General features: G+C 36.7%; 21 protein-coding genes and 1 tRNA gene. 2 read left to right on the forward strand and 20 right to left on the reverse strand.

All coding sequences use genetic code 11. The annotated features are described in order from the left end of the window. Positions 1–78 precede the first annotated feature (78 nt). The 7 genes from M0051_RS08150 to M0051_RS08180 form a co-directional block, all read right to left on the reverse strand. A complete protein-coding gene (locus tag M0051_RS08150; protein ID WP_306741038.1) occupies positions 79–918 on the reverse strand; it encodes an enoyl-ACP reductase in 840 nt (279 codons plus the stop codon). Between the two features lie 117 nt (positions 919–1035). Next, positions 1036–2691 carry a DNA repair protein RecN gene (gene recN / locus M0051_RS08155; protein ID WP_306741039.1) on the reverse strand — a complete coding sequence of 552 codons (1656 nt, stop codon included), beginning with the start codon at positions 2689–2691 and terminating at the stop codon, positions 1036–1038. 69 nt (positions 2692–2760) lie between these two features. After that, complete coding sequence (locus M0051_RS08160; RefSeq protein WP_306741040.1) at positions 2761–3660, reverse strand: DUF4835 family protein; 900 nt, start codon at positions 3658–3660, stop codon at positions 2761–2763. A gap of 58 nt (positions 3661–3718) precedes the next feature. Then, the gene (locus M0051_RS08165) at positions 3719–4354 is read right to left on the reverse strand and encodes a phosphopantothenoylcysteine decarboxylase (protein ID WP_306741142.1); all 636 of its coding nucleotides are present in this window, start codon (positions 4352–4354) and stop codon (positions 3719–3721) included. Positions 4355–4365: 11 nt separating this feature from the next. Further along, positions 4366–4923, reverse strand: a complete 558-nt coding sequence (locus M0051_RS08170; RefSeq protein ID WP_306741041.1) for a flavoprotein — start codon at positions 4921–4923, stop codon at positions 4366–4368. 66 nt (positions 4924–4989) lie between these two features. After that, on the reverse strand, positions 4990–5325 hold the full coding sequence (locus M0051_RS08175; RefSeq protein ID WP_054721395.1) for a DNA-directed RNA polymerase subunit omega: 336 nt from the start codon (positions 5323–5325) through the stop codon (positions 4990–4992). A 23-nt stretch (positions 5326–5348) separates the two neighbouring features. Further along, entirely contained in the window at positions 5349–6152 is an 804-nt protein-coding gene (locus M0051_RS08180) for an outer membrane protein assembly factor BamD (protein ID WP_306741042.1), read from the reverse strand. A 168-nt stretch (positions 6153–6320) separates the two neighbouring features. Here M0051_RS08180 and M0051_RS08185 point away from each other — a divergent pair, with 168 nt between their 5' ends. Continuing rightward, a complete protein-coding gene (locus M0051_RS08185) occupies positions 6321–7571 on the forward strand; it encodes an aminotransferase class I/II-fold pyridoxal phosphate-dependent enzyme (RefSeq protein WP_306741043.1) in 1251 nt (416 codons plus the stop codon). Between the two features lie 349 nt (positions 7572–7920). Here the strand turns inward: M0051_RS08185 and trxB are convergent, their stop codons facing one another. The 4 genes from trxB to M0051_RS08205 all read right to left on the reverse strand — a co-directional run bounded on the left by trxB (position 7921) and on the right by M0051_RS08205 (position 12972). Next, the gene (trxB, locus tag M0051_RS08190) at positions 7921–8913 is read right to left on the reverse strand and encodes a thioredoxin-disulfide reductase (RefSeq protein ID WP_306741044.1); all 993 of its coding nucleotides are present in this window, start codon (positions 8911–8913) and stop codon (positions 7921–7923) included. A 316-nt stretch (positions 8914–9229) separates the two neighbouring features. Continuing rightward, complete coding sequence (locus M0051_RS08195) at positions 9230–11104, reverse strand: pyruvate carboxylase subunit B (RefSeq protein WP_306741045.1); 1875 nt, start codon at positions 11102–11104, stop codon at positions 9230–9232. Positions 11105–11186: 82 nt separating this feature from the next. Then, a complete protein-coding gene (locus tag M0051_RS08200) occupies positions 11187–11375 on the reverse strand; it encodes a hypothetical protein (RefSeq protein WP_306741046.1) in 189 nt (62 codons plus the stop codon). Between the two features lie 40 nt (positions 11376–11415). Continuing rightward, positions 11416–12972, reverse strand: a complete 1557-nt coding sequence (locus tag M0051_RS08205; RefSeq protein WP_306741047.1) for an acyl-CoA carboxylase subunit beta — start codon at positions 12970–12972, stop codon at positions 11416–11418. A gap of 780 nt (positions 12973–13752) precedes the next feature. Between M0051_RS08205 and M0051_RS08210 the strand changes: the two genes are divergently transcribed. After that, positions 13753–13827 (forward strand) — tRNA-Pro (locus M0051_RS08210). A gap of 267 nt (positions 13828–14094) precedes the next feature. On the opposite strand, the gene M0051_RS08215 is transcribed toward M0051_RS08210, so the two are convergent. From M0051_RS08215 to M0051_RS08255, 9 genes are all read right to left on the reverse strand, one after another. Beyond that, complete coding sequence (locus M0051_RS08215; RefSeq protein WP_306741048.1) at positions 14095–15216, reverse strand: hypothetical protein; 1122 nt, start codon at positions 15214–15216, stop codon at positions 14095–14097. 745 nt (positions 15217–15961) lie between these two features. After that, positions 15962–16702: an NYN domain-containing protein gene (locus tag M0051_RS08220; RefSeq protein WP_306741049.1), complete on the reverse strand. Its 741-nt coding sequence runs from the start codon at positions 16700–16702 to the stop codon at positions 15962–15964. Positions 16703–16840: 138 nt separating this feature from the next. Further along, positions 16841–17926, reverse strand: a complete 1086-nt coding sequence (locus M0051_RS08225) for a 3-oxoacyl-ACP synthase III family protein (RefSeq protein WP_306741050.1) — start codon at positions 17924–17926, stop codon at positions 16841–16843. A gap of 409 nt (positions 17927–18335) precedes the next feature. Next, positions 18336–19205 carry a glycine betaine ABC transporter substrate-binding protein gene (locus M0051_RS08230; protein WP_306741051.1) on the reverse strand — a complete coding sequence of 290 codons (870 nt, stop codon included), beginning with the start codon at positions 19203–19205 and terminating at the stop codon, positions 18336–18338. Between the two features lie 27 nt (positions 19206–19232). After that, positions 19233–20108, reverse strand: coding sequence for a proline/glycine betaine ABC transporter permease (locus tag M0051_RS08235; protein ID WP_306741052.1), 876 nt, complete (start codon positions 20106–20108; stop codon positions 19233–19235). Then, positions 20095–21405, reverse strand: a complete 1311-nt coding sequence (locus tag M0051_RS08240) for a glycine betaine/L-proline ABC transporter ATP-binding protein (protein WP_306741053.1) — start codon at positions 21403–21405, stop codon at positions 20095–20097. Before M0051_RS08240 ends, M0051_RS08235 begins: the two co-directional genes overlap by 14 nt. Continuing rightward, the gene (locus M0051_RS08245; RefSeq protein WP_306741054.1) at positions 21356–22501 is read right to left on the reverse strand and encodes a hypothetical protein; all 1146 of its coding nucleotides are present in this window, start codon (positions 22499–22501) and stop codon (positions 21356–21358) included. The genes M0051_RS08240 and M0051_RS08245 overlap by 50 nt, the downstream gene beginning before the upstream one ends. 653 nt (positions 22502–23154) lie before the next feature. Beyond that, positions 23155–24507: an MFS transporter gene (locus tag M0051_RS08250; protein WP_306741055.1), complete on the reverse strand. Its 1353-nt coding sequence runs from the start codon at positions 24505–24507 to the stop codon at positions 23155–23157. 91 nt (positions 24508–24598) lie between these two features. Then, complete coding sequence (locus M0051_RS08255) at positions 24599–25585, reverse strand: glycoside hydrolase family 2 TIM barrel-domain containing protein (protein ID WP_306741056.1); 987 nt, start codon at positions 25583–25585, stop codon at positions 24599–24601. Between the last annotated feature and the right edge of the window lie 12 nt (positions 25586–25597).

Here is a 25597-nt window from a genome sequence, read left to right on the forward strand (position 1 = left end):
ATCTATATAATTCACCATGTAAGCAAAAAAAAATCCGAGCTTTACAACCCGGATTTTAAAACAATTATAATATTCTTGTTACTCACAATCATCACAAGTTTTAAAACTCTTGTTGTATTGGCTCATCGCTCTATAACTCATCCCCATACTGGAAAAACCACCATCATGAAACAGATTCTGCATGGTTACTTTCTTTGTCAAATCAGAGAACAAAGTAATGCAGAAGTTAGCACACTCTTGAGCATCTGCATTACCAAGTGGCGACATTCTTTCAGAGAAATCAATCAATGAATCGAACCCTTTAACACCACTACCCGCGGTGGTAACTGTTGGTGATTGAGAAATCGTATTCACACGAACGCGTTTTTCGCGACCATAAATATAACCGAAACTACGAGCAATTGATTCTAGCATTGCTTTTGCATCTGCCATATCGTTATACTCATACATGGTTCTTTGCGCTGCTGCGTATGAAAGAGCAACTACTGATCCCCATTCGTTAATTGCATCTAACTTTTTAGCTGATTGCAATACTTTATGGAAAGATGTTGCTGAAACATCTAAAGTTTTCTTAAGATATTCATAATTTAAATTATCATAAGAGAATCCCTTACGAACATTTGGAGACATACCGATAGAATGTAAAACGAAATCCACTTTTCCACCCAACACTTCCATTGATTTGGTAAACAATTCATCCAAATCCTTAGGGTTGGTTGCATCGGCAGGAATTACCTCTGCATTGCATTTTTTAGCCAATTCATCTATGGTTCCCATACGAATTGATACAGGTGTGTTGGTCAAGACGATTTCTGCACCTTCTTCCACAGCTAATTCTGCAACTTTCCAGGCAATCGACATTTCATTCAATGCCCCGAAAATAATCCCCTTTTTTCCTTTTAATAAATTATACGACATAACTTGAAATTTTCAATTTTCAGGCTGTAAAGATAACCATTAATTCTTATAATGATTCTAAACAAGCCTATTAATTAAGACTGAATAAATTCTTTAATTGAAATTTCAATTGAATATCTAGCTATCTAATAACACTTTAGCATTTTCCAATGCGGCTTTTGTAAGATCTGTTCCACTTAGCATTTTAGCTAGCTCTTCTACTCGGTTTTGTTTATCCAGAAGTACGATATTTGAATAGGTTTCGCGCTCATCATCGGTTTTATATACCTTGTAATGATATTTTCCTTTACCAGCTATTTGAGGCAGGTGTGTGATGCTTATTACCTGAATATTTTCAGCCATTTGATTCATCATTGAACCCATTTTGTCAGCAATTTCGCCAGACACACCTGTATCAATTTCGTCAAAAACAATAGAAGGCAAAGCTGTTGAGGAAGAGATTAAGTATTTAATACTCAACATTAATCGAGACAGTTCACCACCTGAAGCAACTCGTTGTACTTCTTCCAAACTACCATTCTTATTGGCACTAAACAAAAAGGTTAGTTTATCGGCTCCCAATTGTTGAAATTCTTCACTATTGGTAATTTGCACTTTAAAATTAGCATTAGGAATTCCAAGTAATACAAGCTGGTTAACAATGGTTTTCTCTATTTTAGGAATCGCTTTCCTTCTGCTATTAGATAGAGTATCAGCCGCTTTCTGCAATTTTATTTTTTGATCTGTTAATTGTTCCTTCAAATCTTCAATTAACTCATCGCTCGATTCAATTTTCCCAACTTTTCCTTCTAGCTCTTCTCGAATTTGAATCAACTCTTCTACTGAATCCACACGATGCTTCTGTTGTAACGAATAAATTGTATCCAATCGTTGGTTCAAAAAGTCGATTTTTCCATTATCGAATTCCACCAATTCATTACTTCTGTCCAACTCTTGAGACAGATCTTGCAATTCAATCAAAGAACTATCCAAACGTTTAAAATAAGAATCTGCATCAGTAAATACTCCTTGAATTTTAGAAATTGCACTTCTGGCTTCCTTTATTTGAGAAATTACAGATGATTCGCCTTCTGACAAAAATCCATATGCCTGATACAGTCCGGATTTAATTTCCTCGGCATGATTTAGAGTTTCTAACTCCTCTTCCATCTCCTTCTGTTCCCCTTCAATCAGATTGGCTTCGTTAAGCTGCTCCAATTGAAACTGGAAATAATCCAAATCAGCCTTTTCCTTTGCAGCAATTTCTTCCTGATTTTTTAACTCTTTCCTTAGTTCTTGATATTTCTTAAAGGATAGCTGATATTTTGCAAGTAAAGCATCATTCTGAGCATAAGTATCAACAATACCCACTTGATATTCGAAACTTCCTAAAACAAGATTTTGGTTTTGGCTATGTATATCTATCAAACACACTCCGAGTTCTTTTAATGTCTTCAAGTTAACAGGAGTATCATTTACGAAAGCTCGTGTTTTCCCACTAGGCAAAATCTCACGACGAACAATGGCCTCTTTTTCGTAATCCAATTCATTTTTTTCAAAAAACTCATGCAAATTGTACTTTTCAATAGAAAATGAACATTCAATAATACACTTCTTCTCTTTATCCTTCAGAACATTCCCTTCGGATCTCTGACCTAATACCAAAGATAAAGCTCCTAGTAAAATAGATTTACCAGATCCCGTTTCTCCTGTTATTACAGAAAAACCATCTGAAAAATTGATTTCCAGCTGATTAATTAAAGCATAGTTTTGTATAGATATTGATTGAAGCATAGTCTCAAACTGAAATTATTATTTGCCGCAAAAATAAGGATTAGAGAAAAACCAAATTAAAATCCTCGCCTATTTTTGTCCTATAATTTTTTTGTACTTTTTGATATTTGCCGGATCTATTTCACTAAGAATATTATAGACTCTTTTTTTCTCATCGGTAAACGATTCACTAAAGATATTTACGAGTTCGTCAGCTTTGGCATCAAAAAATATGGTTAGAATAAAAGCACCAGGTTTCGCTCGATAGGCTTTCTGTAACAATCTTAAACTTTCGGCAATTTCAGCTCTGGCCTCTGTCAAATGATCAGACATTCTATCCAATCCCAACCTGTGATATCGGTACAAACACTCACGAACCGGACTATATGCATTGTTAAGAATATTTTCGATTAACCAATATCTGTTATCCCGACTTTCATATGCTTTCCAACCAGTAGTATTCGAATTCTGCATTTTACTTACTATGGTCTCTGCTTTAGCAAAATATGGAGCTCCTCCATCCATTGCAAAAGTATCGTAATCTAAACCTAATATAAGGTAAGCGTAGTAAGCCAAAAGCCCCGTTAATTCTGATGGAGTTACCGTTTCATTAAAGTCCAATGCTTGATATTCAACATATTTAAACTGAATATCATCGTCTTTAAAATTTAGCATCACCGTATTATAAGAGGAATTATAAACTGGTCTGCTTGCCTGAACTTGCAGACTTCCACGAAATTCATCTGCTGAAATTTGTTCCGTCAGATTGAACATGAAAGTACACTCAATTCTTTCATCGTAACTGTACACATGGTTTGTCCATCTGCGAGCATTCATAAACTCGTTAATGGCAGTTTGCATGGTTCTAAATACTTGCTTATTGGTACCTTGAATTTTCTGACTAACCACTTGAACATTGCATTTGAACTCTTGGGAAAACAAAGGAATTGAGAACAATGTTATAAATAATACTAGAAAGAATTTGCGCATAATAATAAATCAAACGTTCACAGCTAAAGTTAAAAATTATAACGAAACAGATGCCAACTTATTTCTCATAAAACTGAATTAATTCTTCTACAATATCTTTTGCAACTTCTGTCTTAGGTTTTAATTCGAATTTTTTGGCTGAACCTTCATTGTCGATAATCGAAATTTTATTGGTATCATGCTGAAAACCTGCTCCTGAATCATTCAAAGAATTGAGCACAATGAAATCCAGATTCTTCTTTTCCAGCTTTAATTTCGCATTAAATTCTTCATTGTTGGTCTCTAGTGCAAAGCCAACTAGAAATTGATCTTTAGTTTTTATTTTTCCTAAAGATGCTGCAATATCTTTGGTAGGTGTTAATTCGATAGAATAGTTCTCTTTTCCACGTTTTACTTTCCTATCTTCGGGATTTAAAGGAGTAAAATCGGCTACTGCTGCCGTCATAATCCCACCATTACAATCGGGATAATTATCGACAGAGGCCTGATACATCTCTTCTGCAGTTACAACATCAATTCTATTGATATTTGGATGCTTCGCTTTCAAAGCAGTTGGCCCACTCACCAAAACAACATTTGCACCATTTTCAGCTAGTTCTTCGGCAATGGCAAAACCCATTTTTCCTGATGAAAAATTACCGATAAACCTAACTGGATCAATTTTCTCGTAAGTAGGCCCAGTAGTGATTAGTATCTTTTTATCACTTAGCTTTTTTTTTTATCCTCCAGAAATTCGCTTAATTTCTGAGCTATAATTTCAGGTTCTTCCATTCTTCCTTTTCCATACAACCCACTTGCTAACTCTCCACTCGAAGGCTCAATAAATGCATCGCCATATGATCTAAGAATATCCATATTGCGCAATGTTGCAGGATGCTTAAACATATCCAAATCCATAGCTGGAGCATGAACAACAGGACATTTTGCAGACAAGTAAGTTGTAAGAAGCAAGTTATCACAAATACCGTGCGCCATTTTTGCCATTGTATTTGCAGTTGTTGGTGCAATAATCATCACATCAGCCCAAATCCCTAGGTCAACATGACTATTCCAAGAACCATCATCATGCTTAAAAAAATCAGACAATACCGTATTCTTAGATAATGTAGCCATGGTTACTGGTGAAATGAACTCTTTCGCGTATGGAGTCATGATAACTTTAACATTAGCACCTTCCTTAACTAGTAAGCGAACCAGAGAGGCTGCTTTATATGCTGCAATACTTGCAGTAATACCTAAAATTATATTCTTATCCTTTAACATAAACTATTTCTAAAAAATAAAAAGTTCCCTCTTTATTCAAAAGGGAACTTGACCATTATTTACTAATTAGTCTTCTGATTTTTGTTCTTTAGAAGGATTTCTATAATAGATTTCTCCATTAATGAATTCCTCAACCGCAATCAATGTAGGTTTTGGCAATCTCTCATAGTATTTTGAGATTTCAATTTGCTCACGGTTTTCAAATACCTCTTCCAAGTTATCTGTATAAGAAGCAAACTCTTGCAATTTCTTATTCAGCTCACTTTTCAGCTCAACAGCAATCTGGTTTGATCTTTTTGCCATGATCATTACAGATTCGTAAACATTACCCACTTCTTTGCTCAATTCGTTCATGTTGCGAGTAACTGTAGAACTTGCTGCATTTGTTTTTTTGTAATCCATACTGTGTAAGAATTAAATCTATTTTAATTATTTATATCAAACTTACTTAAATATGCTTCGATATCCTCTAGCATTTTTTCAGCACGTTTCATGTGCTTACTTTCAGGGTATTCATCAACAAAAGAATAGTATTCCTCTTTTGCGTTATTATATCTTTCTCGTTGTTTAGAAGGTATACTCTTAAAAGCTAACTGATGCTTCGATTCCAAAAGCATAAACATCAAATCTTCTCTGTGCGACGAACCAGGATAATCTTTAAGGCTATTTTGAAGTGCAATAATTGCCGAAGGATACTTCTCTCTATCGTAATAATTTCTTGCACTTAAATAAGATTTATAAACCAATTTATCCTGCATCTCATCAATGTACTTGTTACACTTCGGAATTCTAGTTGAGTTTGGATATCGGTTAATGTACAACTGAAATGCATCTATAGCATCCTGCGTTGATGTCTGATCCAATCTCGGTTTTGGTGATTCCCTATAGTAACAGTATGCACTCATAAATAAACATTCCTCAGAATATGGACTATCAGGAAATGTCTTCAAAAAGTTTCTAAAAAAATACCCAGCACCAATATCATCACCTTGCCCATAAGAGCAATATGCAATGTAATAACTTATGGTTTCTGCTTTACTTGTTCCTCTGTAGATAGGAAGCAATTCTTCAAACAAAGTGGCTGCTTTGGCATAATCTTCCGTACTATAATACTCAACAGCTTTTTTGTATTTCAGAGAGTTGTCGGAACTTTTCAGCAATTTTTGATACTCGCTACATCCTCCTAAAACGAAGGCGAAAAGCACGAACAGTAAGACAATTTTTCTCATAGGCCTTGCTACTATATTTTTTTGCATTTTGCAAAGATAAAGTTTTCATATGAAATATAGCACACTTTCTCGTGTATATTATACAAATCTTTATAATTTATTGCTTTGAACCCAAAAAAGATTACTTTTGCACAGTTACAAAGAAAATAACTCAAAAAAGCATAAATCGTGGATATTTTTGACAAAATTAAAACCCAAAAAGGGAATATCGGGCAATACGCAAAACAAGCTCATGGATATTTTGCTTTTCCTAAGTTGGAAGGTGAAATTAACTCAAGAATGAAGTTTCGTGGGAAAGAGGTGTTAACATGGAGTTTGAACAATTATATTGGTTTGGCAAATCACCCAGAAGTTAGAAAAGCTGACGCAGAAGCAGCTGAAAAATGGGGATTAGCATACCCAATGGGTGCTCGTATGATGTCGGGACAAACTAGCCTCCACGAAGAATTAGAATCAAAACTTGCTGAATTCGTAGGAAAACCAGATGCTTTTCTTTTGAATTTCGGTTATCAAGGTATGGTCTCTATTATCGATGCTCTTGTTGGTCGTCATGATGTAATTGTTTACGATTCTGAATCTCACGCTTGTATCATGGATGGTCTTAGACTTCACCCTGGTAAACGTTTCGTTTATCCACATAACGATATGGATAACCTTCGCAAGGAGTTGGAAAGAGCTACCAAATGGACTGAAAAAACAGGTGGCGGTATCCTTGTAATTACTGAAGGTGTATTCGGTATGGCAGGTGACCTTGGTAAATTGGATGAAATCTGTGCTCTGAAAGATGATTTCAACTTCCGCTTATTGGTTGATGATGCTCATGGTTTTGGTGTAATGGGTAAAAACGGTGCTGGTGCTATCGAACACTTCGGTGTTGAAGACAAGGTTGACCTTCACTTTAGTACTTTTGCTAAAGCTATGGCTGGTATCGGTGCATTCATCGCATGTGATGAAGAGGTTGGTACTTACCTAAGATATACTATGAGATCTCAAATTTTTGCTAAATCTCTTCCAATGCCTATCGTTGAAGGTTCATTGAAGCGTTTGGAAATGTTGAGAACAATGCCAGAACTTCGCGAAAAGCTTTGGTCTGTTGCAAATACTCTTCAAACTGGTTTAAAAGAAGCTGGTTTAGATATTGGTGTAACTGAATCTCCTGTAACTCCAGTTTATCTTTCTGGTAGTGTAGCTGAAGGAACTCAGGTTACTATGGACTTAAGAGAAAATTATAACATTTTCTGTTCTATCGTAGTTTACCCAGTAATTCCAAAAGGACAGTTATTACTTCGTTTGATTCCTACTGCAATGCACTCTCTTGAAGATGTTGAGTACACTGTTAATGCATTTAAGGAAGTTGCCAAGAAACTTAAAGAAGGAAAATATAGTAAGGATAAATTTGCCGATGTATTCAAGCAATAATCCTACTTACTATTACTATGATATTAAAACGACATTCGAAAGGATGTCGTTTTTTTTATCTCTATGAATAAAAACACTTCCCATTCATTAGTTTAAAAGCTCCATTTTAATTGTACGTCAATAAGTCTGTCAGGTATCTCCATAAACCAAGGGCATCGTAAACTCTTACGAGGGGTCTCGTAAGCTCGTACGAGGAGTAATCGTGAACTCCTACGAAAGACTATCGTAGCCACTAACGAATGACTACCATTCCCTCGAACGAGGAGAAGCCTTGCCAAAATTAAAAACGGGAGATATTAAAAAAGCCCAACTTTGGCAAGCCGGGCTTTTCTATATAATCAAAATAAACTTATTCTCTTTCGGCTAAAAATCTCTCAGCATCCATAGCAGCCATACATCCCGATCCTGCTGATGTAATTGCCTGACGATAATGAGGATCTTTTAAATCACCTGAAGCAAATACACCAGGAACATTTGTTTTGGTTGTATCTGGTTCAGTAATTACATATCCTTGATCATCAGTCTTTAGGTAATCAGCAAATACTTTCGAGTTTGGAGTGTGACCAATAGCAACAAAGAATCCATCAATTTTGATATCCACTTCTGTTTCATCAGCCTCTCCCATTCTCTTAATAAGCTTCGCTCCTTCTACAACTCCATCGCCATATAATTCTTTGGTATTGTGCTCAAATAAAACTTCGATATTCTCTGTTTTAAAAACACGATCTTGCATTGCTTTAGAAGCTCTTAAATAAGGCTTACGAACAATTAAATATACCTTATTACACAATCCAGCAAGATAGGTAGCCTCCTCAGCAGCAGTATCTCCACCACCCACAACAGCTACATCTTTTCCTCTGTAGAAAAAACCATCACAGGTAGCACATGCCGAAACACCAGAACCCATATATTTTTCTTCTGTTGGGAAACCAAGATATTTTGCAGTTGCTCCGGTTGCCAAAATAACCGATTCTGCTTCAATCACCTTTTTCTCATCAACCACAACTTTGTGCGGATATACTGAAAAGTCAACAGCTGTTACTAAACCCCAACGACAATCTGTACCAAATCGCTCTGCTTGCTTTTTCAAATCTGCCATCATATCGGGTCCTGTAACTCCTTGTGGATAACCAGGGAAATTATCCACTTCAGTAGTAGTCGTCAACTGACCACCTGGTTGAAGACCTTCAATCACAACAGGATTTAAATTTGCTCTAGCAGCATAAATTGCAGCAGTATAACCAGCTGGTCCCGAACCAACGATTAAACATTTAACTTTTTCTACATCACCTTCAGGGACAACAGGTGCATTTTCGTTTAGGTTCATCGATTTAAATTCCATGTATGTTTAACTATTCTGTTTCTAAATAATATTTGGAAAAACAAATCTACAAAATATCCAGATAATTAACTGTATTCATCAATAGAAAGATTAAATCACCAAATCAATTTTATCTAATGATTTTAATTGCCCGATTTTCCCAATCTGAAAACACATAACAACACCCATCATTAATCAGTAATAGTTATTTGCAGGCTTCTCTTCAAATGGCTCATAATAAAACTTTAAAGTAACAAATGAAAAGATTACAAATGGGCAAAAAAATACCCCCTGAATATCTTCAGGGGGCCATAAAAACTCAATAATTAAATAGTCATTAGGCTTTTGGCTCTACTACTAAAAGCAAATCACCTTTAGCAACAGAATCACCAGAGTCACATTTAATTTCTTTTACAATACCTTCTGCTTTAGCATCAAGATTATTCATCATCTTCATAGCTTCAAGTACTACTAGTGTATCTCCTACTTTAACTTCATCGCCAACTTTAACTTTGCACTCAACAATCATACCTGGGATTGGAGCAACAACGCTACCTGTAGCAGCTTCGTCAGCGGCAGATTCTTTCTTCTTACGACCTTTGAATTGAGGTGCAGCAGGACCGTTTGGATCATTGATCTCTACGGTGAATGTTTCGCCATCAACAGTAACTTCCAATTCACGACCAGTACCTTTTCCTTTCGAAGTCAATTCACCAGAAAGTGCTTTTCTAATCAACTCTTGCTCTTTCTCAACTTCAGCCATGGTTTTAGCTTTTACATCAGCTGGAACTTCTTCCATACCATACTTCCATTTCAAGAAACGCTTACCAGTTACTGGGTAAAGTGCGCACAATACTTCGTCATCGATATCTTTTGCAAGATCACCAAACTCTTCCTTAACACCTTCCATTTCCGGCTCAAGAATAGATCCTGGGCGCTCAGTAATAGGCTGCTCACCTCTTGGATAATCCTTCAATGCTTTCTTCTGAACTTCAGGATCAATTGGATGAGTAGTTTTACCATACAATCCGTAACAAAGGTCTTTTACCTCTTTTGTAATCTGTGCATATTCTCCTTCGTAAGAATCGAACAACACATTGTTTACAGTCTGTACACCAACAATCTGAGATGTAGGAGTAACCAATGGAATGTTACCAAGTTGCTTACGTACTTTAGGAAGCAAACGGAATACTTCAGGAAGTTTATCCAATGCATCCATAGCTTTCAACTGGTTCACCAAGTTAGAAAGCATTCCACCTGGAGTTTGGTGCAACAATACGTTGATATCAGTTGTAGCATACTTAGGGTTGTTATCTAAGTGCTTATATTTAGGGATGTATTTCTCCATCTCCTCAGCAATCGCATTAATCTTGTTAATGTCCATTCCTGAATCACGGTTTGTACCTAACAATGACATGATCAATGGCTCAACAGCTGCGTGAGAAGTACGGTAAGCGTAAGGTCCGATACAAGTATCAACGATATCTACACCTGCTTCAATTGCTTTGAATATAGCCAAGTCACCCATACCTGAAGTAAAGTGAGTGTGCAAGTTAATTGGCGTATCAGTGAATTTCTTGATTTCACGTACCAAGTTGTAAATATCATAAGGAGCAACCAAACCGGCCATATCCTTGATACAAACAGAATCAACACCAAACTCAATAAGATCTTTTACTTTGTTGATGTAGTATTCCATATTGTATACTTCACCACCCAAACGAGGCTGATTCAAAGTATAACATACAACACCTTGCAAGTGCTTCTTGTTATCCTTGATAACCTTAGCTGCAGTTTCGAAGTTTCTGAAGTCGTTCAAAGCATCGAAACAACGGAAGATATCCATACCGTTATCGATAGAACGCTGCACGAAAGCTTTTACTACATCATCAGCATAGTTACGGTATCCTACCACATTCTGTCCGCGAAGAAGCATTGAGAATGGAGTCTTAGGCATATGCTTTTTCAACACTCTTAAACGCTCCCATGGATCTTCACCCAAGAAACGGTGCATAGTATCAAAAGTAGCTCCCCCCCAGGTTTCAACAGCATTGTAACCTGCATCATCAATCATCTCTGCAACAGGCAACATATCTTCTGTACGACCGCGAGTAGCAAATAGCGACTGGTGACCATCACGTAAACTTACGTCATTGATTTTAATTGGATTTTCAGCTTTCGGACGATCGCTGTCATAATTAACTTGGGTCATTTGCAAAACCCCGTGTTTATCGAATATCATCTTTTTATCTTTTTTTGAATTAATACTTCTCCTAATGCATCAGGAAAATAAATTATGCACTTCGCAGGCTTCGACCACGAAGTTGTACTACCTTACGTTTGGTCATCATCATTTTAATGCCAGTACGCGACCAAGAACCATTCGTTGAACCTTCAACTTTTAATGCTTCAGCTTTTTCTTGCTCAACGTAGTGAGCAACTGCTATAGCCACTGCTTTTTTAATCTTCTCTTCTCGTGTCATAATTATTTGGTATTAATAATTAACTTTTTTAAAAACCTTCTTACAATGGAATATTTCCGTGTTTCTTAGCTGGCAACACCTCTGCTTTAGTCTTCATGGCATTCAATGCATCAATCAAACGAGCACGAGTTTCGCTAGGAAGAATTACATCATCAATGTATCCACGCTGAGCTGCCAGGTAAGGAACATTAAATGCATCTTCATATTCCTTAATCTTCTCATCAGTCTTAGCTTGCTTATCGTCAGCAGCAGCAATTTCCTTTTTGTAAGAAGAGATTACCTCTACAGCACCCTTAGCACCCATTACCGCAATTTCAGCAGTTGGCCAAGCAAATACCATATCAGCTCCTAATGGCTTAGAACACATTGCTAAGTAAGCTCCACCGTAATCCTTACGTGTTACAACAGTAAACTTAGGTACAGTAGCCTCAGCATAACTCCATAGTAGTTTTGCACCGTGACGGATAATACCACCTAGCTCTTGCTGAACCCCAGGAAGGTATCCAGGAACGTCTACAAATGTCACCATTGGAATATTGAAAGCATCACAAGTACGAACGAAGCGAGAAATCTTATCAGATGCATCGATATCCAAACAACCTGCCTGAATTAACGGCTGATTTGCGATGATACCAACTGATTGGTTATCTAAACGACCGAACCCGATAATTGCATTCTCTGCATAGTGCTCGTGCACTTCATAGAATTCTCCCTGATCAAGAACTGATTCAATAACAGCCTTCATATCGTAAGGTGTTTTTGCATCATCAGGAATCATAGTATCCAATTCTTCACAAACACGTTGTGGATCGTCACCCATTGCCAACTGTGGAGTTTCCTCTAAGTTGTTATTTGGTAAGTAGCTCAACAAATCGCGAATTGCTTCAATTGTTTCTTCATCAGTATCGCAAGCGAAGTGTGCATTACCACTTTTAGCATTGTGAGCCATAGCTCCACCAAGTTCTTCAAAAGTAGTTTCTTCACCCGTAACAGTTTTAATTACGTAAGGAGACGTAATAAACATGTGACTCTGCTTCTTAACCATGTAAACAAAGTCAGTCATAGCAGGAGAATATACTGCACCACCAGCACAAGGGCCCATAATTGCAGAAATCTGTGGAATTACCCCTGAAGCTCTCGAGTTACGCATGAAAATTTCACCGTAACCTTTTAATGCATCAACACCTTCTTCTACACGGGCTCCACCTGAATCATTAAGACCTACAACTGGGGCTCCAGCGCTAACTGCTAAATCCATAACCTTACAGATTTTTGCAGCATGCATTTCACCTAAAGATCCTCCTCGTGAAGTAAAATCCTGAGAGTAAGCAAATACTGTTCTTCCATTTACCAAACCATGACCGATAATAACTCCATCCGCTGGAATTTCAGTATTTTCGAAGCCAAAGTTTGTACAACGGTGTTCCACAAACATATCCAATTCTCTAAAACTTCCCTCATCAAAAAGCAAGTCTATTCTCTCTCGTGCAGAAAGCTTTCCTTTGTCATGTTGCTTAGCAACACGAGCTTCCCCGCCCATCATTTTAACTTCTTCTCTTTTTTTCTTTAAGAGATCTAACTTTTCAGATACCTTCATCTTTATATTTATTTTCAAGTAATTTGCTAAGAAAATCTCAAGGAATTTCTATAAATACTTCAATTGCTATTCACTTCTTCTTAATCCTTATTCTTTTAATTGAGTATTTCATCATTTACAACAAATGATAAAGTGTTTATTTAAAACCCAACTCTCTTTAAAGAATTATTTCAATATTGATGGACGAATATAAATACTTTCATTGTAGATAAGAAACTGTTTAAAAACAGCACTTTCTAGCGTAAACGTTTGAATATCAAACCGAGCTAAAAATCAATTCTTATATCAATCTGTTTTCCAGATTATTAATCACAATCAGTTGTTTTTTTCAATTTTTGTCAAAAAATCGCTAGAAATATTGTACAACATATAAAGAGCAAGTTTTAAAATGACAAAAGCCATCAAACGAAAACCCAACAACCTTTTCAACGAAGCAAAAATGCATATTAATAAACTATCTATCAATAGGTATAATTACCCAATCGCTTCAAATCACTAATATTTTTTTAATACATATCAACATCATTCTTTTATGCATATAAAGCTATATAAATAAAAAAGAAACTCTATTAGTTTAATTAAGATATTGTTGTTTATGATTGATGAAAAGAACATTCTTGATTCAGAGAATAAGCATCCAGAAATCCTTATAATTCACAGCGCAGTTATAAGGAATTATTTCTTTAATGTAATCGATCTTTTACTATTCCACGCACAATTAATCTCTTTCAACAAACTTTTTGTCGGATGATTTTCATAAACTATATTTGTTATTCTATTCGGGGCGTAGCTCAGCCAGGTTAGAGTACACGTCTGGGGGGCGTGGGGTCGGAAGTTCGAATCTTCTCGCCCCGACTAGTAAAATAAGGTCTTTCAAGTATGAAAGCCCTTTTGAAATTCCATTCAGAGCCTCAGCTGGAGTGAGACCCTGAAATTATTTTAGAAAAGTAAGGGTGAAACCCCTGACAAATGCCTGTTGCTTGAGTAGCTATTGATTTGATGCGTGAACCTAATTTCGAGTTCTAGCGGAACAAGCAATCTCGAAAATTAGAAAGAAAGCCTTGTCGGAATTTTTGCCGAGACCCGAGGAGTGAAAGCCTTACTCCCCTACTCAATGGATATTTAAAACATTTTACGATAGCAACGTTTACGTTTGTGCTGAATGTGATCAAATGACTTCCATAACTGAATGGCTACATGATTATTTTCAAGCATTCCCGTAGTTTCGGCAAATCGAAGTCCATCCTCATTTGACGTTTTTAATAATTCATGCATCAATATTGAAGCAAAACCCAGTTTTTGGCAATCGTGATCGATGCCTGTAAGCATCAAGTCCATTTCGGTAGGATGTTTAAGTGCTTTTCTAATATGCCACCAACCAAAAGGAAAAAGTTTTCCTTTTGCTTTTTGTAATGCTTTCGATAAGGAAGGCAAAGCTATGATAAACCCCACCAATTTATCCTCTTTGTTTAAAATAATCTTTACATATCTGGGATTAAGAACAGGAAAGTACTTTGCAATATAAAATCGAATCAATTTATCCGGAAATACAAAGGTGCCAAACAGATCGGAAAAAGCATCGTTAAAAACTTTAAATATCTTTTCTTTGTACGGTTCAAGATCCTTTTTGGTAGTAAAATTAACAATTTGCAAACCATATCTTTTTCTGATTAAATTGGCTACTCTTCCAGCTTTTTCAGGCGTTTCCTTAGGAAGCTCTATCCTAAACTCCAACCAATCAATCTCTTTTGAATAATTAAGTCTTTCAAAATGTTTTTGGTAATAATCAAAATGATAATCTGAAGCCATGGATGGAAGCCAATCATGACCTTCAATCAATAAACCTGCATGATCCAGATTCGAAAATCCCAAAGGACCACTTACCCCTATCATTCCTTCTTGCTTTAGCCATTGTTCAGCTACCGAAAAAAGTTTCTCCGACACTTCATATTGGTCGGTAAATTCCATTCGGGTAATTCTGCCTATTTTTTCACCCTGCTTTTCAATACTCAAATCGTTAACAATAGCACCAATTCTACCGACAACCATCCCATTTTGATATGCCAGCCAAAACTTTGCTTTGCAAAAATCAAAAGCAGGATTTATCTCAGGAAGTAATAATTCCAATTCTCCAGATTTAATAGGTGGTATCCAAAATTTATTGTCCTTATAAAGATGATATTGAAAATTGACAAATGCTTTACGAAGGCTTTTACTTTTTACTTCTTTGATCTTAATGCTCATTATGACTATATTTTTAGTGGGAGTATTGATTTCCAGGTCAATCAAAATTCAAGAGAAAAAACCTCTGTGTGTATGTTTGAAGAAGAATCGATATGTATTGCAATGTACCAAAATGAAATCAATCACTTGTATTTTTTACATTTAATTTTTTTATCACAAAATCCGATATTAGTGTGCAATTTTATCGTGTCTATTTCTAAAATAGAAACACAAATTTGCGTTACTTACAAAATAACGATATGAAGATTTATCTATTCATTAGCAAAACAGCTTTAAAAACGCCCTAGCACGATATTAATAGAGTACGGATAAAGCTTCGAGCCGGTTAAAATCAAGACCTACTGATTAACAAAAAGAAAAGCTACCATTAGCATAATTAATGCTAATGGTAGCTTTTCGGGTATGACAAACCCAAACAATTTAATTTATCTCAAAAAGTTCAATTGAGAACTAAAACACATTGTGATGATAATTTGTGTTACTAAAATGTTTCTATAGAACAAATATGCTTAGAAATAAATTCGCATGCAAAATGTCGGCAACTTTTATTTAATAAGTTTTAAAGGTTTTACTGTTTGAGAATTTACCTCTCATTGTTCGGCAGGTTTTAAATCAAATATTATTTTATTTATCTAAACGTTCATGTTTTTATATCATATTGTACCTGCATATCATTTTAACATCCATTATACACATGCAAGCATATAAAATTCAACCCCTCTAGTCTATTTTGTAATAGGTATTTTTATTTATTCCTCACAAAGATCAACTTGCTCTTTCTTTTCTGACTATCTCTTTGCTCTATTATAAATTTACCTGTTGATTTGATTAATGGGGTTAACTTTTGAAATCCATAGTTCCTAGGGTCGAAATTTGGTTGTTTCTTCTGCAACAAGCTACCAACATCTCCTAAAAATGCCCATCCATCATCATCAGATAAGTCAGTAATTGTTGAAGCAATTAATTTTATCTCTTTTACAGTAATTGCATCAAATGCTTCTTTTTCTATTTCTTTATCTTCGTCGCTTTCCTTCTCTTTAGTCTTGGTTTTTAATATCTCTATGTAAATAAATTTATCACAAGCTACAATAAATGGGTTAGGTGTCTTTTTTTCTCCAATACCAATTACTAACATTCCGGCCTCTCTTAAGCGAGTTGCTAATCTGGTGAAATCACTATCACTAGACACGATGCAAAATCCACCTACTTTGCCAGAATACAAAATATCCATAGCATCAATTATCATCGCTGAATCTGTAGCATTTTTTCCAGATGTGTAACTGTATTGTTGTATTGGTGTTATAGCGTGTTCAAGCAAAGCTGGCTTCCAACCTGAAACAGTTGGTTTTGTCCAATCTCCATATATCCTTTTTATTGATGGAACACCAAATTTAGTTATCTCATCAAGCATTCCCTTGATACCAGAATAAGGAATATTATCGGCATCAATTAACACCGCTAAATTTAGATCTCTATTTTCTTTCATACTTCATTTTAAAATTCAGCATACAATGCTTTAGGATAAAAACATATTCTTTAAGATAACTACTGCCAAAGGCTCTGTTATAATATAAACGAGATTGTAAATGTTTGCACTAGCTATGCTTAGCAATAAATTTTAAAATTATTGCACCTTGTATACAAAAGCATTAATATTCATTCCAGCACCTACAGATGCAAAAACAAGATTTTCCCCTTCATTTATAGCACAAGTTCCCAATTTCCCTTTTAAGATTAGATCGTATAATGTAGGGATGGTTGCTACTGATGAATTCCCCAACCAATCAATGGTCATTGGCATGACTCCCTGTGGGATATTGTTTATTTTGTATAAACGATATAGTCTTTTCAATATCGCTTCATCCATTTTTCCGTTGGCTTGATGAATTAAGACTTTGGAAATTTCACTCAAGTGAGTATTGCTCTTTTCCAGGCAGTCTCGAATGGCTTGCGGCACATGTTCGAGTGCATACTGGTACAATTTTCGGCCATTCATTTTCAGGAAATGATTGCTTGCGTTTTTGACATGAGGATTGGATGAGCTGCCCATATACAACATTTTAGAGTAAACCAAAGTGTCTGAACGCATTTTGTGTGCAAGGATTCCTACTGGACATTCACTGCTTTTACCTTCTAATACAATGGCTCCAGCACCATCAGCATACAACATACTGTCACGGTCGTGAGGATCAGAAACTCGGGACAATACATCCGCTCCAATAACCAGAGCCCTTTGTGCATCTCCCGATTTTATATAATAATCGGCTTGAATAACTGCTTGAATCCATCCTGGACAACCAAAAGTCAAATCGTAAGCAATTGTATTAGGGTTCTTGATACCCAATTTGTGCTTTACTCTTGCAGCTAGACTAGGAACAATATCCAAAGCGTTGCTATCACTTTTAACATCTCCAAAATTATGAGCGACAATGATATAATCCAACTCCTCTCCATCAATGTTTGCCGAGCCCAGGGCCTTTAAAGCGGCTTCATAAGCGATATCAGAAGTAAGAACATTATCCGGCACATGACGCCTTTCCTTTATCGTTGTAATCTCCTGAAACTTTTCAATTATTTCATGATTCGATTTATCGATTTTATCTCCCTTTCCTTCATAAAAATCGCAATCGAGAAAGTCCTTGTTCTTAACACACTGTGATGGGATATAACTTCCCGTGCCCGTTATGATACTATAAATGGTATGGTTCATATATAAACGTTATGGATTGTATGATGTCAATGGAAATATTGTATTTGTATTAAAAAACCGTTATATGGAGCATTTAAAATAGATCCAAAAATCTAATTATTTAAAATATATTGATTAATCAATCTCAAGATACACAAATTATTTTCTTTTAGAATTTAAAACATTGTAAAATATAGAGGCCGTTCTAAAAACAACTACAGGATTTCTGTAACGATAGACGATCAATGGTTTTTACCTAAGTTTTTTTTACAACTTGGGAGTTATAGACTGATCGCTGTATCATTTCCAATGATAAGACTAAAAGAAACAAAGACTCCAGATTCATTATAGAGAGCTCAAAGATGGAAGAAGAACAACAAGAGATTTCTCCTTGTTGTTCTTCTTTTAAAATGAATACAAAATAAAAGTACTATTTCTTAGGCATCCAGCTTCGAACCAAGGCCTTGTTCTTTTGATACCACTCTTTGGCTGCAGCTTCAGGGTTGTCAGCTTTTTCGATCAAAGCCATAAGGCTATAGAGTTGATCTTCGGTCATATTGAAGTTGCCGAAAAATTCTGCCAATTCAGGAAAATCCTTGGCGAACCCCTTACGAGCCAGAATTGCGCAAACATCTTTTGGGAAAATACCCTTTGGATCTTCAAGGTATTTAATATCATACTGTGCCCACATAAAATGAGGTTTCCAGCCAGTAATGGCTACCCATTTGTTTCTTTGAATTCCCTTTTTAAGGCTGGCCAACATTGCCGGACCCGAAGAGGTGATCTGATTGAAATCCAATCCATAAGCTTCAATGGCCTTCTCGGTGTTAGCATGAATACCAGCTCCACTACCAATCCCAATAATTTTACCTTCAAACTGCTCCTTGTGTGCTTCTAATTCTTCAATGGAATTGATTTCTACATAGGACGGTACAACAATACCTGTCGTTCCTCCACTGAAAGATTCTCCTAGCTTGTCAAGTTTCGAACCATACTTTTTCCAATAATCCTTATGGGTGTTTGGTAACCAGGCATCCAGAAAAAGATCTGCATCTCCTTTTGCTAAAGAAGCATAAATGGGCCCCGGCTCGATTGGTTTCACTTCAGGAGCATAACCCATATCATCAAGGGCAACTTTTGCCAAATGGGTATAGGCAATTCCTTCCGCCCAATTTGGATACAGAATCAATACCTCTTTTTTATCGCTCTTCTTCTTGTTCGGATTACATCCCTGAACCAAAATCAGTCCTAGCAATACAATCGGTAATAGTTTTAATACTTTCTTGAGATTTTTCATCATTATTCTAATTTTCAATTTATGAATTCTTTATTTCTTATTTTTCGGTGTTCCGCCCAAGGCTTGAGAAATTCGATCGAGAATAATAGCTAGAATCACAATGCCTAAACCAGCTTCAAACCCCAAGCCAATATCGGCTTTTAGAATTCCAGTGTATACCTTTTCTCCCAAACCGGCAGCTCCTACCATAGAAGCGATCACAACCATGGAAAGCGAAAGCATAATCACCTGGTTAACTCCAGCCAAAATAGAGGGCTTCGCCAAAGGAAGCTGAACTTTATAAAGCACCTGTCGAGGGGTGCTACCAAAAGAGTAGGCCGCTTCCACAACTTCGCTAGGGACACTCCGTATTCCCAAACTAGTCAATCTAACCCCTGGAGGAAGCGCAAACACTACAGTAGCAAGCACACCTGGAACATTCCCCACCGAAAAGAAAAGAATAGCAGGAATCAGATATACAAAAGCTGGCATGGTTTGCATAAAGTCAAGAATGGGACGAATTATCCGCTCTACTCGACTGCTCCTAGCTGACCAAACCCCTAGAGGGATACCAATAAGCAGAGCAATAATGGTAGAAGCAATCACTAGAGCAAGGGTTTGCATGGTTTCCTCCCAAAAGTCCATACCCCATAACAAGAGCAAGCCGATAATGGTAAAAACAAATATTCCACCTGCATTTTTCCATCCTACCTTTTTGAAAAAATTGACCCTGCCAGCATTCAGGTAGTACCCCAGAATGGCCAGCAAGAGGATAATAATAAAAGGGTGTGGTGCCAATAAAGCGTTCTGAAATCCATCCACTAAGGATTCCACCCCCGTGGTAATAGCATCGAAAACAGGTGCTCCTTTTACAGACAACCACTCGATTGCTTCTTCAACGTATTTTCCAATATTAATTTTCTCCATCGTAAGTTCCTCCTTCTTCTTTTATTTGAATTATTTCCTCCCTTTCCTTACCAATAACCTCAGCAATAACAGAAGAGTGGACGATAATACCGAGTAACTCCTTTTCGTTGTTTACCACAGTTAGTGGTAAGGTATGATCGATAAACAAAGGCAGCAGATCTGCTGCTGAGGTTTCCGGATCTACCAGCGGTACATCTGAAATCAGGATCTCTTCCAAGCTTCTTATATTCTTGCGCTTGAGCTCAGCCACCTGTCGGGCCTTCACCCAACCCAAGAAGACATTAGACTTGTCAACTACCGGTAAACGGTCTACACCTCTTTCGCGCATGCGTCGCAAAGCCAGGGCAGGTCCGTCCTTTTCAATCGTCAGTTTTCCTGTTTCCTTTCCACTAAACATGATGGAGCCAGCAGATACAATTGCACTTCGATCGACATTTTCAACAAATGCCTTCACATAGTCGTCTGCCGGGTCAACCAAAATATCTTCGGGAGTGCCTACTTGCACAATTTCACCATCTTTCATAATGGCGATTCGATCGCCTAATTTAAGAGCCTCATCCAGATCATGGGTAATAAATACAATGGTTTTCTTTAGCTTTTTCTGTAAGTCCAATAGTTCGTCCTGCATATTACTTCGAATTAAGGGATCCAATGCGCTAAAAGCCTCATCCATCAGCAAGACTTCCGGATCGGTAGTCAAGGCACGAGCAAGTCCAACGCGTTGTTGCATTCCCCCACTCAACTCAGAAGTCATTTTGTGTTCATAGCCCTGAAGACCTACAGTGGCCAGTGTTTCCATAGCTTTCTTTTCGCGGGCCTCTTTTTCAACCCCATGAATTTCGAGTCCAAAAGCTGTGTTGGAAACAACGGTACGGTGAGGCAACAATCCAAAATTTTGAAACACCATTGCCAACTCTTTACGTCGCAAATCGGTCAGCTGTGACTTGTCCATGGTTACCACATCCTTGCCTTTGATTAGTATCTCGCCCGATGTGGGTTGATTCAATCGGTTCAGACAGCGAATCAGACTGGACTTCCCACTACCGGAAAGTCCCATCACTACAAAAATTTCACCCTCGTTAATATCGAAGTTGGCACAATTTACTGCTGTAGTGCAATTGGTCTTTTTCAGAACTTCATTCTTTCCCATCCCTTTCTTTACCAATCGTAGTGCCTCTTTCTTTCGAGCGCCGAAAATCAGGTAAAGATCTCTAACTTTAATTTTTATTTTTGTCATAGTGATTTGCTTAAAAGTAATAACCAATATTAATGTTGAAACGACTTTCCCAATCCGCATCAGGTGTACCCTCTGCCAATCCATTAGTCCATGAACCCAACCATGCATTATTCTTACCAAAAGCCCAATCTACATAAGTGTATATACTACCGGCAGTAATCAGAAAACCAGGTATCAGGTGCTGAGAGCTTTTAAAACCTGTTTTTCTCTTATCTATAATTGAATAGTCAACATAGGCCTGAATATTTGTTATGGGACCACAATCCACATCCATAGAATAAGCCAAACCTGCTACATATATATCTGCCTCAGAGGCTACATAGTAGTTATATCCATACGCCCCCATTTGCACCTTATCCAGAGAATTGCCCTCATTATCTTTTACGCCATAATCATAGCTAATATATTCTCCTTTAAAATTGAATTTTCCAAAATTTGCTAAAATATGTCCTGCAAAGGCTGTAGAACTTTCTGACTCTTCTAAAACAGAGTTGTAATTTTGTCCAAATTGTCCAGACACCCCCACTTCTATATCCTTAGTCAATTGATAAGTCGCTCGAATATTAAATTGATTAAGCTCTTTAACAGATGCCTCTTCTGATGGCGTGATATCATAGGAATATCGAGCTGAATAATCAGGACTTCCATTGGGTTCTGCCTGGCGGAAATACCCTATATTCAAGGTCAAATTCTTAATGCCCGTAAAATCAAACTTAATTCCGGCATCATAATCATCTTCTAAGCCTACATAGTATGGTATCTGAAACCACCAGGAATGTGAAGCATATTTAGTAATACCAAATGGCACTTGCGTAACTCCCAATTTCATGTATAGGTCATCGTTTAAAGCGTAACCCAAATATCCATGATGAATAAAGTGGGCATCATCTCCAGGATAGAATCGATACTCAAAACTTAAATCGACACCTGAGGTTCGGGCATCTACATTTAATCGCCAGGTATCCCAGGCAAATTTTGGTTCTGATTTATCTTGCGTCCAACTTTTATCGTAGATATTATAACGTAAGGCACCTCCTACTTTTAAATAGTCCTCCTTTTTGTCTTGAGCATAGCCATTTAACGAACACACTGAGATTAATGTAATGATTAATAATACTGCTTTTCGAAAAGCTGTTAAACACCGTTTACAATTCATAATAATTAATTTTATTTTTTTAGTTCATCATTAGACCTTAGCGCATTTGATCTTCTCAACACAGCATATCCCAGAATCAACATCATTTGCACATAGCAACAACATCCTCCTCGTCAATCTAAAATTCTCTTGGTAAAACTTAGAATATTTTCTACACAACAGAATAACCTGAACTCATCTAAGCGATACAATCCTTATATTTCTGCTGACTATAAAACGATATCGATTTTATTTATTGCGAGGCATTTTTTAAGATAACACCGTGAAGCTTACCATATTTGAACAACAATAGGTTTTATAACTTTATTGATCCAACTACAGTACATTTGCAAAATTCCGCTTAAGGCAATTAGAATAATCACCTCTTATCCATTTGTTTCTACACGACAAATCTAGGAATAATTTATAGAATTCCAAAAATATGATCTCTCATAAAGTTTACACTCCCTATATTAATTACGTCTTTACATCTTATTTACTGATACTTAATTAAACTTTAGAGAAAATGTGAAATAATAAAACTCATCAAACAAAAAAAACAAATCTTTTTGTGTTCTATAGAATCTTTTATCATTACAAATAAACCTTCGATTCGTACCTAAAACAAAAGGCTTTCCATAGGAAAGCCTTAAACAATTCAAAAACAGCAAATTCTACCCATTTAATCTTCTTGCATCCAAAGCCTTTTTCATTCGTTCGCAAGTTTCATGGTCGATAGTGTAGTAATACAATAATATTGCGCACGACATGTACAGAATGCCAGGGAATACTGAGATCATCAATTTAATTCCTGTAATGGCTGTTTCTGTCTGCTCTGCATTTGGGGTAAACTGAAACACCGCAAGCAACCAACCCGCCAAAGCACCTCCAACACCCCAACCTGCTTTTTGTGCAAAGGTAGCAGCAGAAAAGACCAAACCTGTAGCTCTTCTTCCCGATTTCCATTCTGAATAATCTGCTGTATCGGCCAACATGGTCCAAAGTAAAGGAATCGCTGGTGCATAAGCGATTTTGGCAAGAATATTAAAAGTATAAATCAGAAACAGATTATCAGCAGAAGGGATATAAAGGCAAATGAAGAAAAATCCAGACAGTAATGAACTAGCCAAGAACACATTTCTCTTTCCAAATTTTTGAGCCAATGGTTTCGAAAACGGTATGGCTACAATAAGTGCCACCGTTCCAATCACATTGAATAACTGGACATTTTCTTCATTCCCAATATAATACTTGAAATAATATGCAATGGATAAATTCTGCATGGCAAACATGATAAAGGAGATTATGCCAACAAAAAACAGAATAACCCATGACTTATTTTTAAATAGGTTACGAATATCCTCTCTTAGGTTTTCCTTCTGTTCTTTAGGTGGTTGAACTCTTTCTTTAGTAGTTTTAAACGTGATTAGAAACAAGATCAAACTAATACCTCCAAACAGCATTAATGTATATTGGTATCCTTTTGCAGTATCGCCGCCTCCAAAATATAATGCAAGGGATAATGCTGTACCTGAAACGATAAATTGTCCTATGAATGCGAAAATGAAACGATAAGAATTCAAACCTGCACGCTCATAAGAATCGGAAGTCATTACAGCACCTAAAGATGAATATGGCAAATTGATTGCCGTGAAGACTGTCATCAAGAGAAAATATGTTGTTCCTGCATAAATTACCTTGCCTGTCGGCCCCAAATTTGGGGTTGTAAAGGTCAAAACAGCCAAAACACTATATGGTACAGCCATCCATAAAATATAAGGCCTAAATTTTCCCCACTTGGTTTTTGTTCTGTCTGCAATAATTCCCATTACCGGATCGCTAATCATATCCCACAATCGAGCAATTAACATGATGGTCCCTGCCGCTGCAGCCGAGATACCAAATGTATCAGTATAGAAAATCAGAATCCAGAAACCAACCATATCCCATACAAAATGTGAGGCAGTATCTCCCAGACTGTATCCGATCTTCTCTTTTATTGATAATTTTGAATCTGCTTTGTTCATCGCTGTTAATAATTTTTATCAGAGTTAAATTTGAACACAAGACATAAAACGCAAAATAACACTTCATGTCGCGTTAACTTTGTCCTTTTGTTTATTTGTATTGCTCTTTCACAATATAAAAAGCCTCCTTCTTGTTTCTTTCGATATCTACAATGCCCCAGTACTCTTCATTGGGAGCTCCATCGTATGGAACACCACTGCTGTTTGGTGCCCAACCTCCCGGATCTTGTGTATCCGGATTTCCTGCTTTCCAGAATTCATCTACAAAGGCAAATAAAGCAACTCCTGAACATACCTCCTGACTCCCGAAAGTCGACTTTAAAATCTTCCTGATGGCATCGGCCTGGGCTTTTGGGCTCTCTCCTTGTTCATAGCCACTCTTCGAAATGGTCATGTAACTATCAGCTCCTGCTTCGGACAAGTACATTGGCTTTTTGCAAATGCTTTTCCATTCTCTGAAAATGCCTGTCGGATCATCCCAGCGGTACACATTCATACCCCAAATATCAATATCAGTACAAATGGACAGTGCAAGGGAATCGGGTAATTCTCCATGAGCCGTAGCAACAGGATGATGCTTATCAATTTCATGAACTTTTTGTGCTGCCTGGTTCAATGCAGCATACCAGTTTTTCATATCACCATCAAACCACTCGGGATGGTAATTGTATTCATTCCCCAATTCCCAAAAAAGAATAACTGGGTGTGATTTATACTTGTTAATGTAATTGGCAAAACTCCCTGAGAGAATATCAAAATGTCCATTTTGATTGTAACCAAAGCCTACTATGATTTTTATTCCTGCCTTATGGATTTGATCCAATACTGCTTGATCATCAACAGGTGAATACATTCTGATGGTATTTATTCCTGCCTCATTCATCAAGGCCAAATCTTGTTCAAGTCTTTCAAAGCTTCTTTGTTTACTTCCTTTTGGAACAGGATGATAACAAATTCCTTTAATGAGATAGACAGAATCATTAAGCACAAAATTTCTACCTGATATTGAAACAAGATTTTCCTTTTGATTGCACGCAAAACAAATCATTAAAAAGGCTATACAGAGAAATTTATTCATAGTAGGCATGAT

It is taken from the genome of Marinifilum sp. D714 (assembly GCF_030851345.1).
Taxonomy (GTDB): Bacteria; Bacteroidota; Bacteroidia; order Bacteroidales; family Marinifilaceae; genus Marinifilum.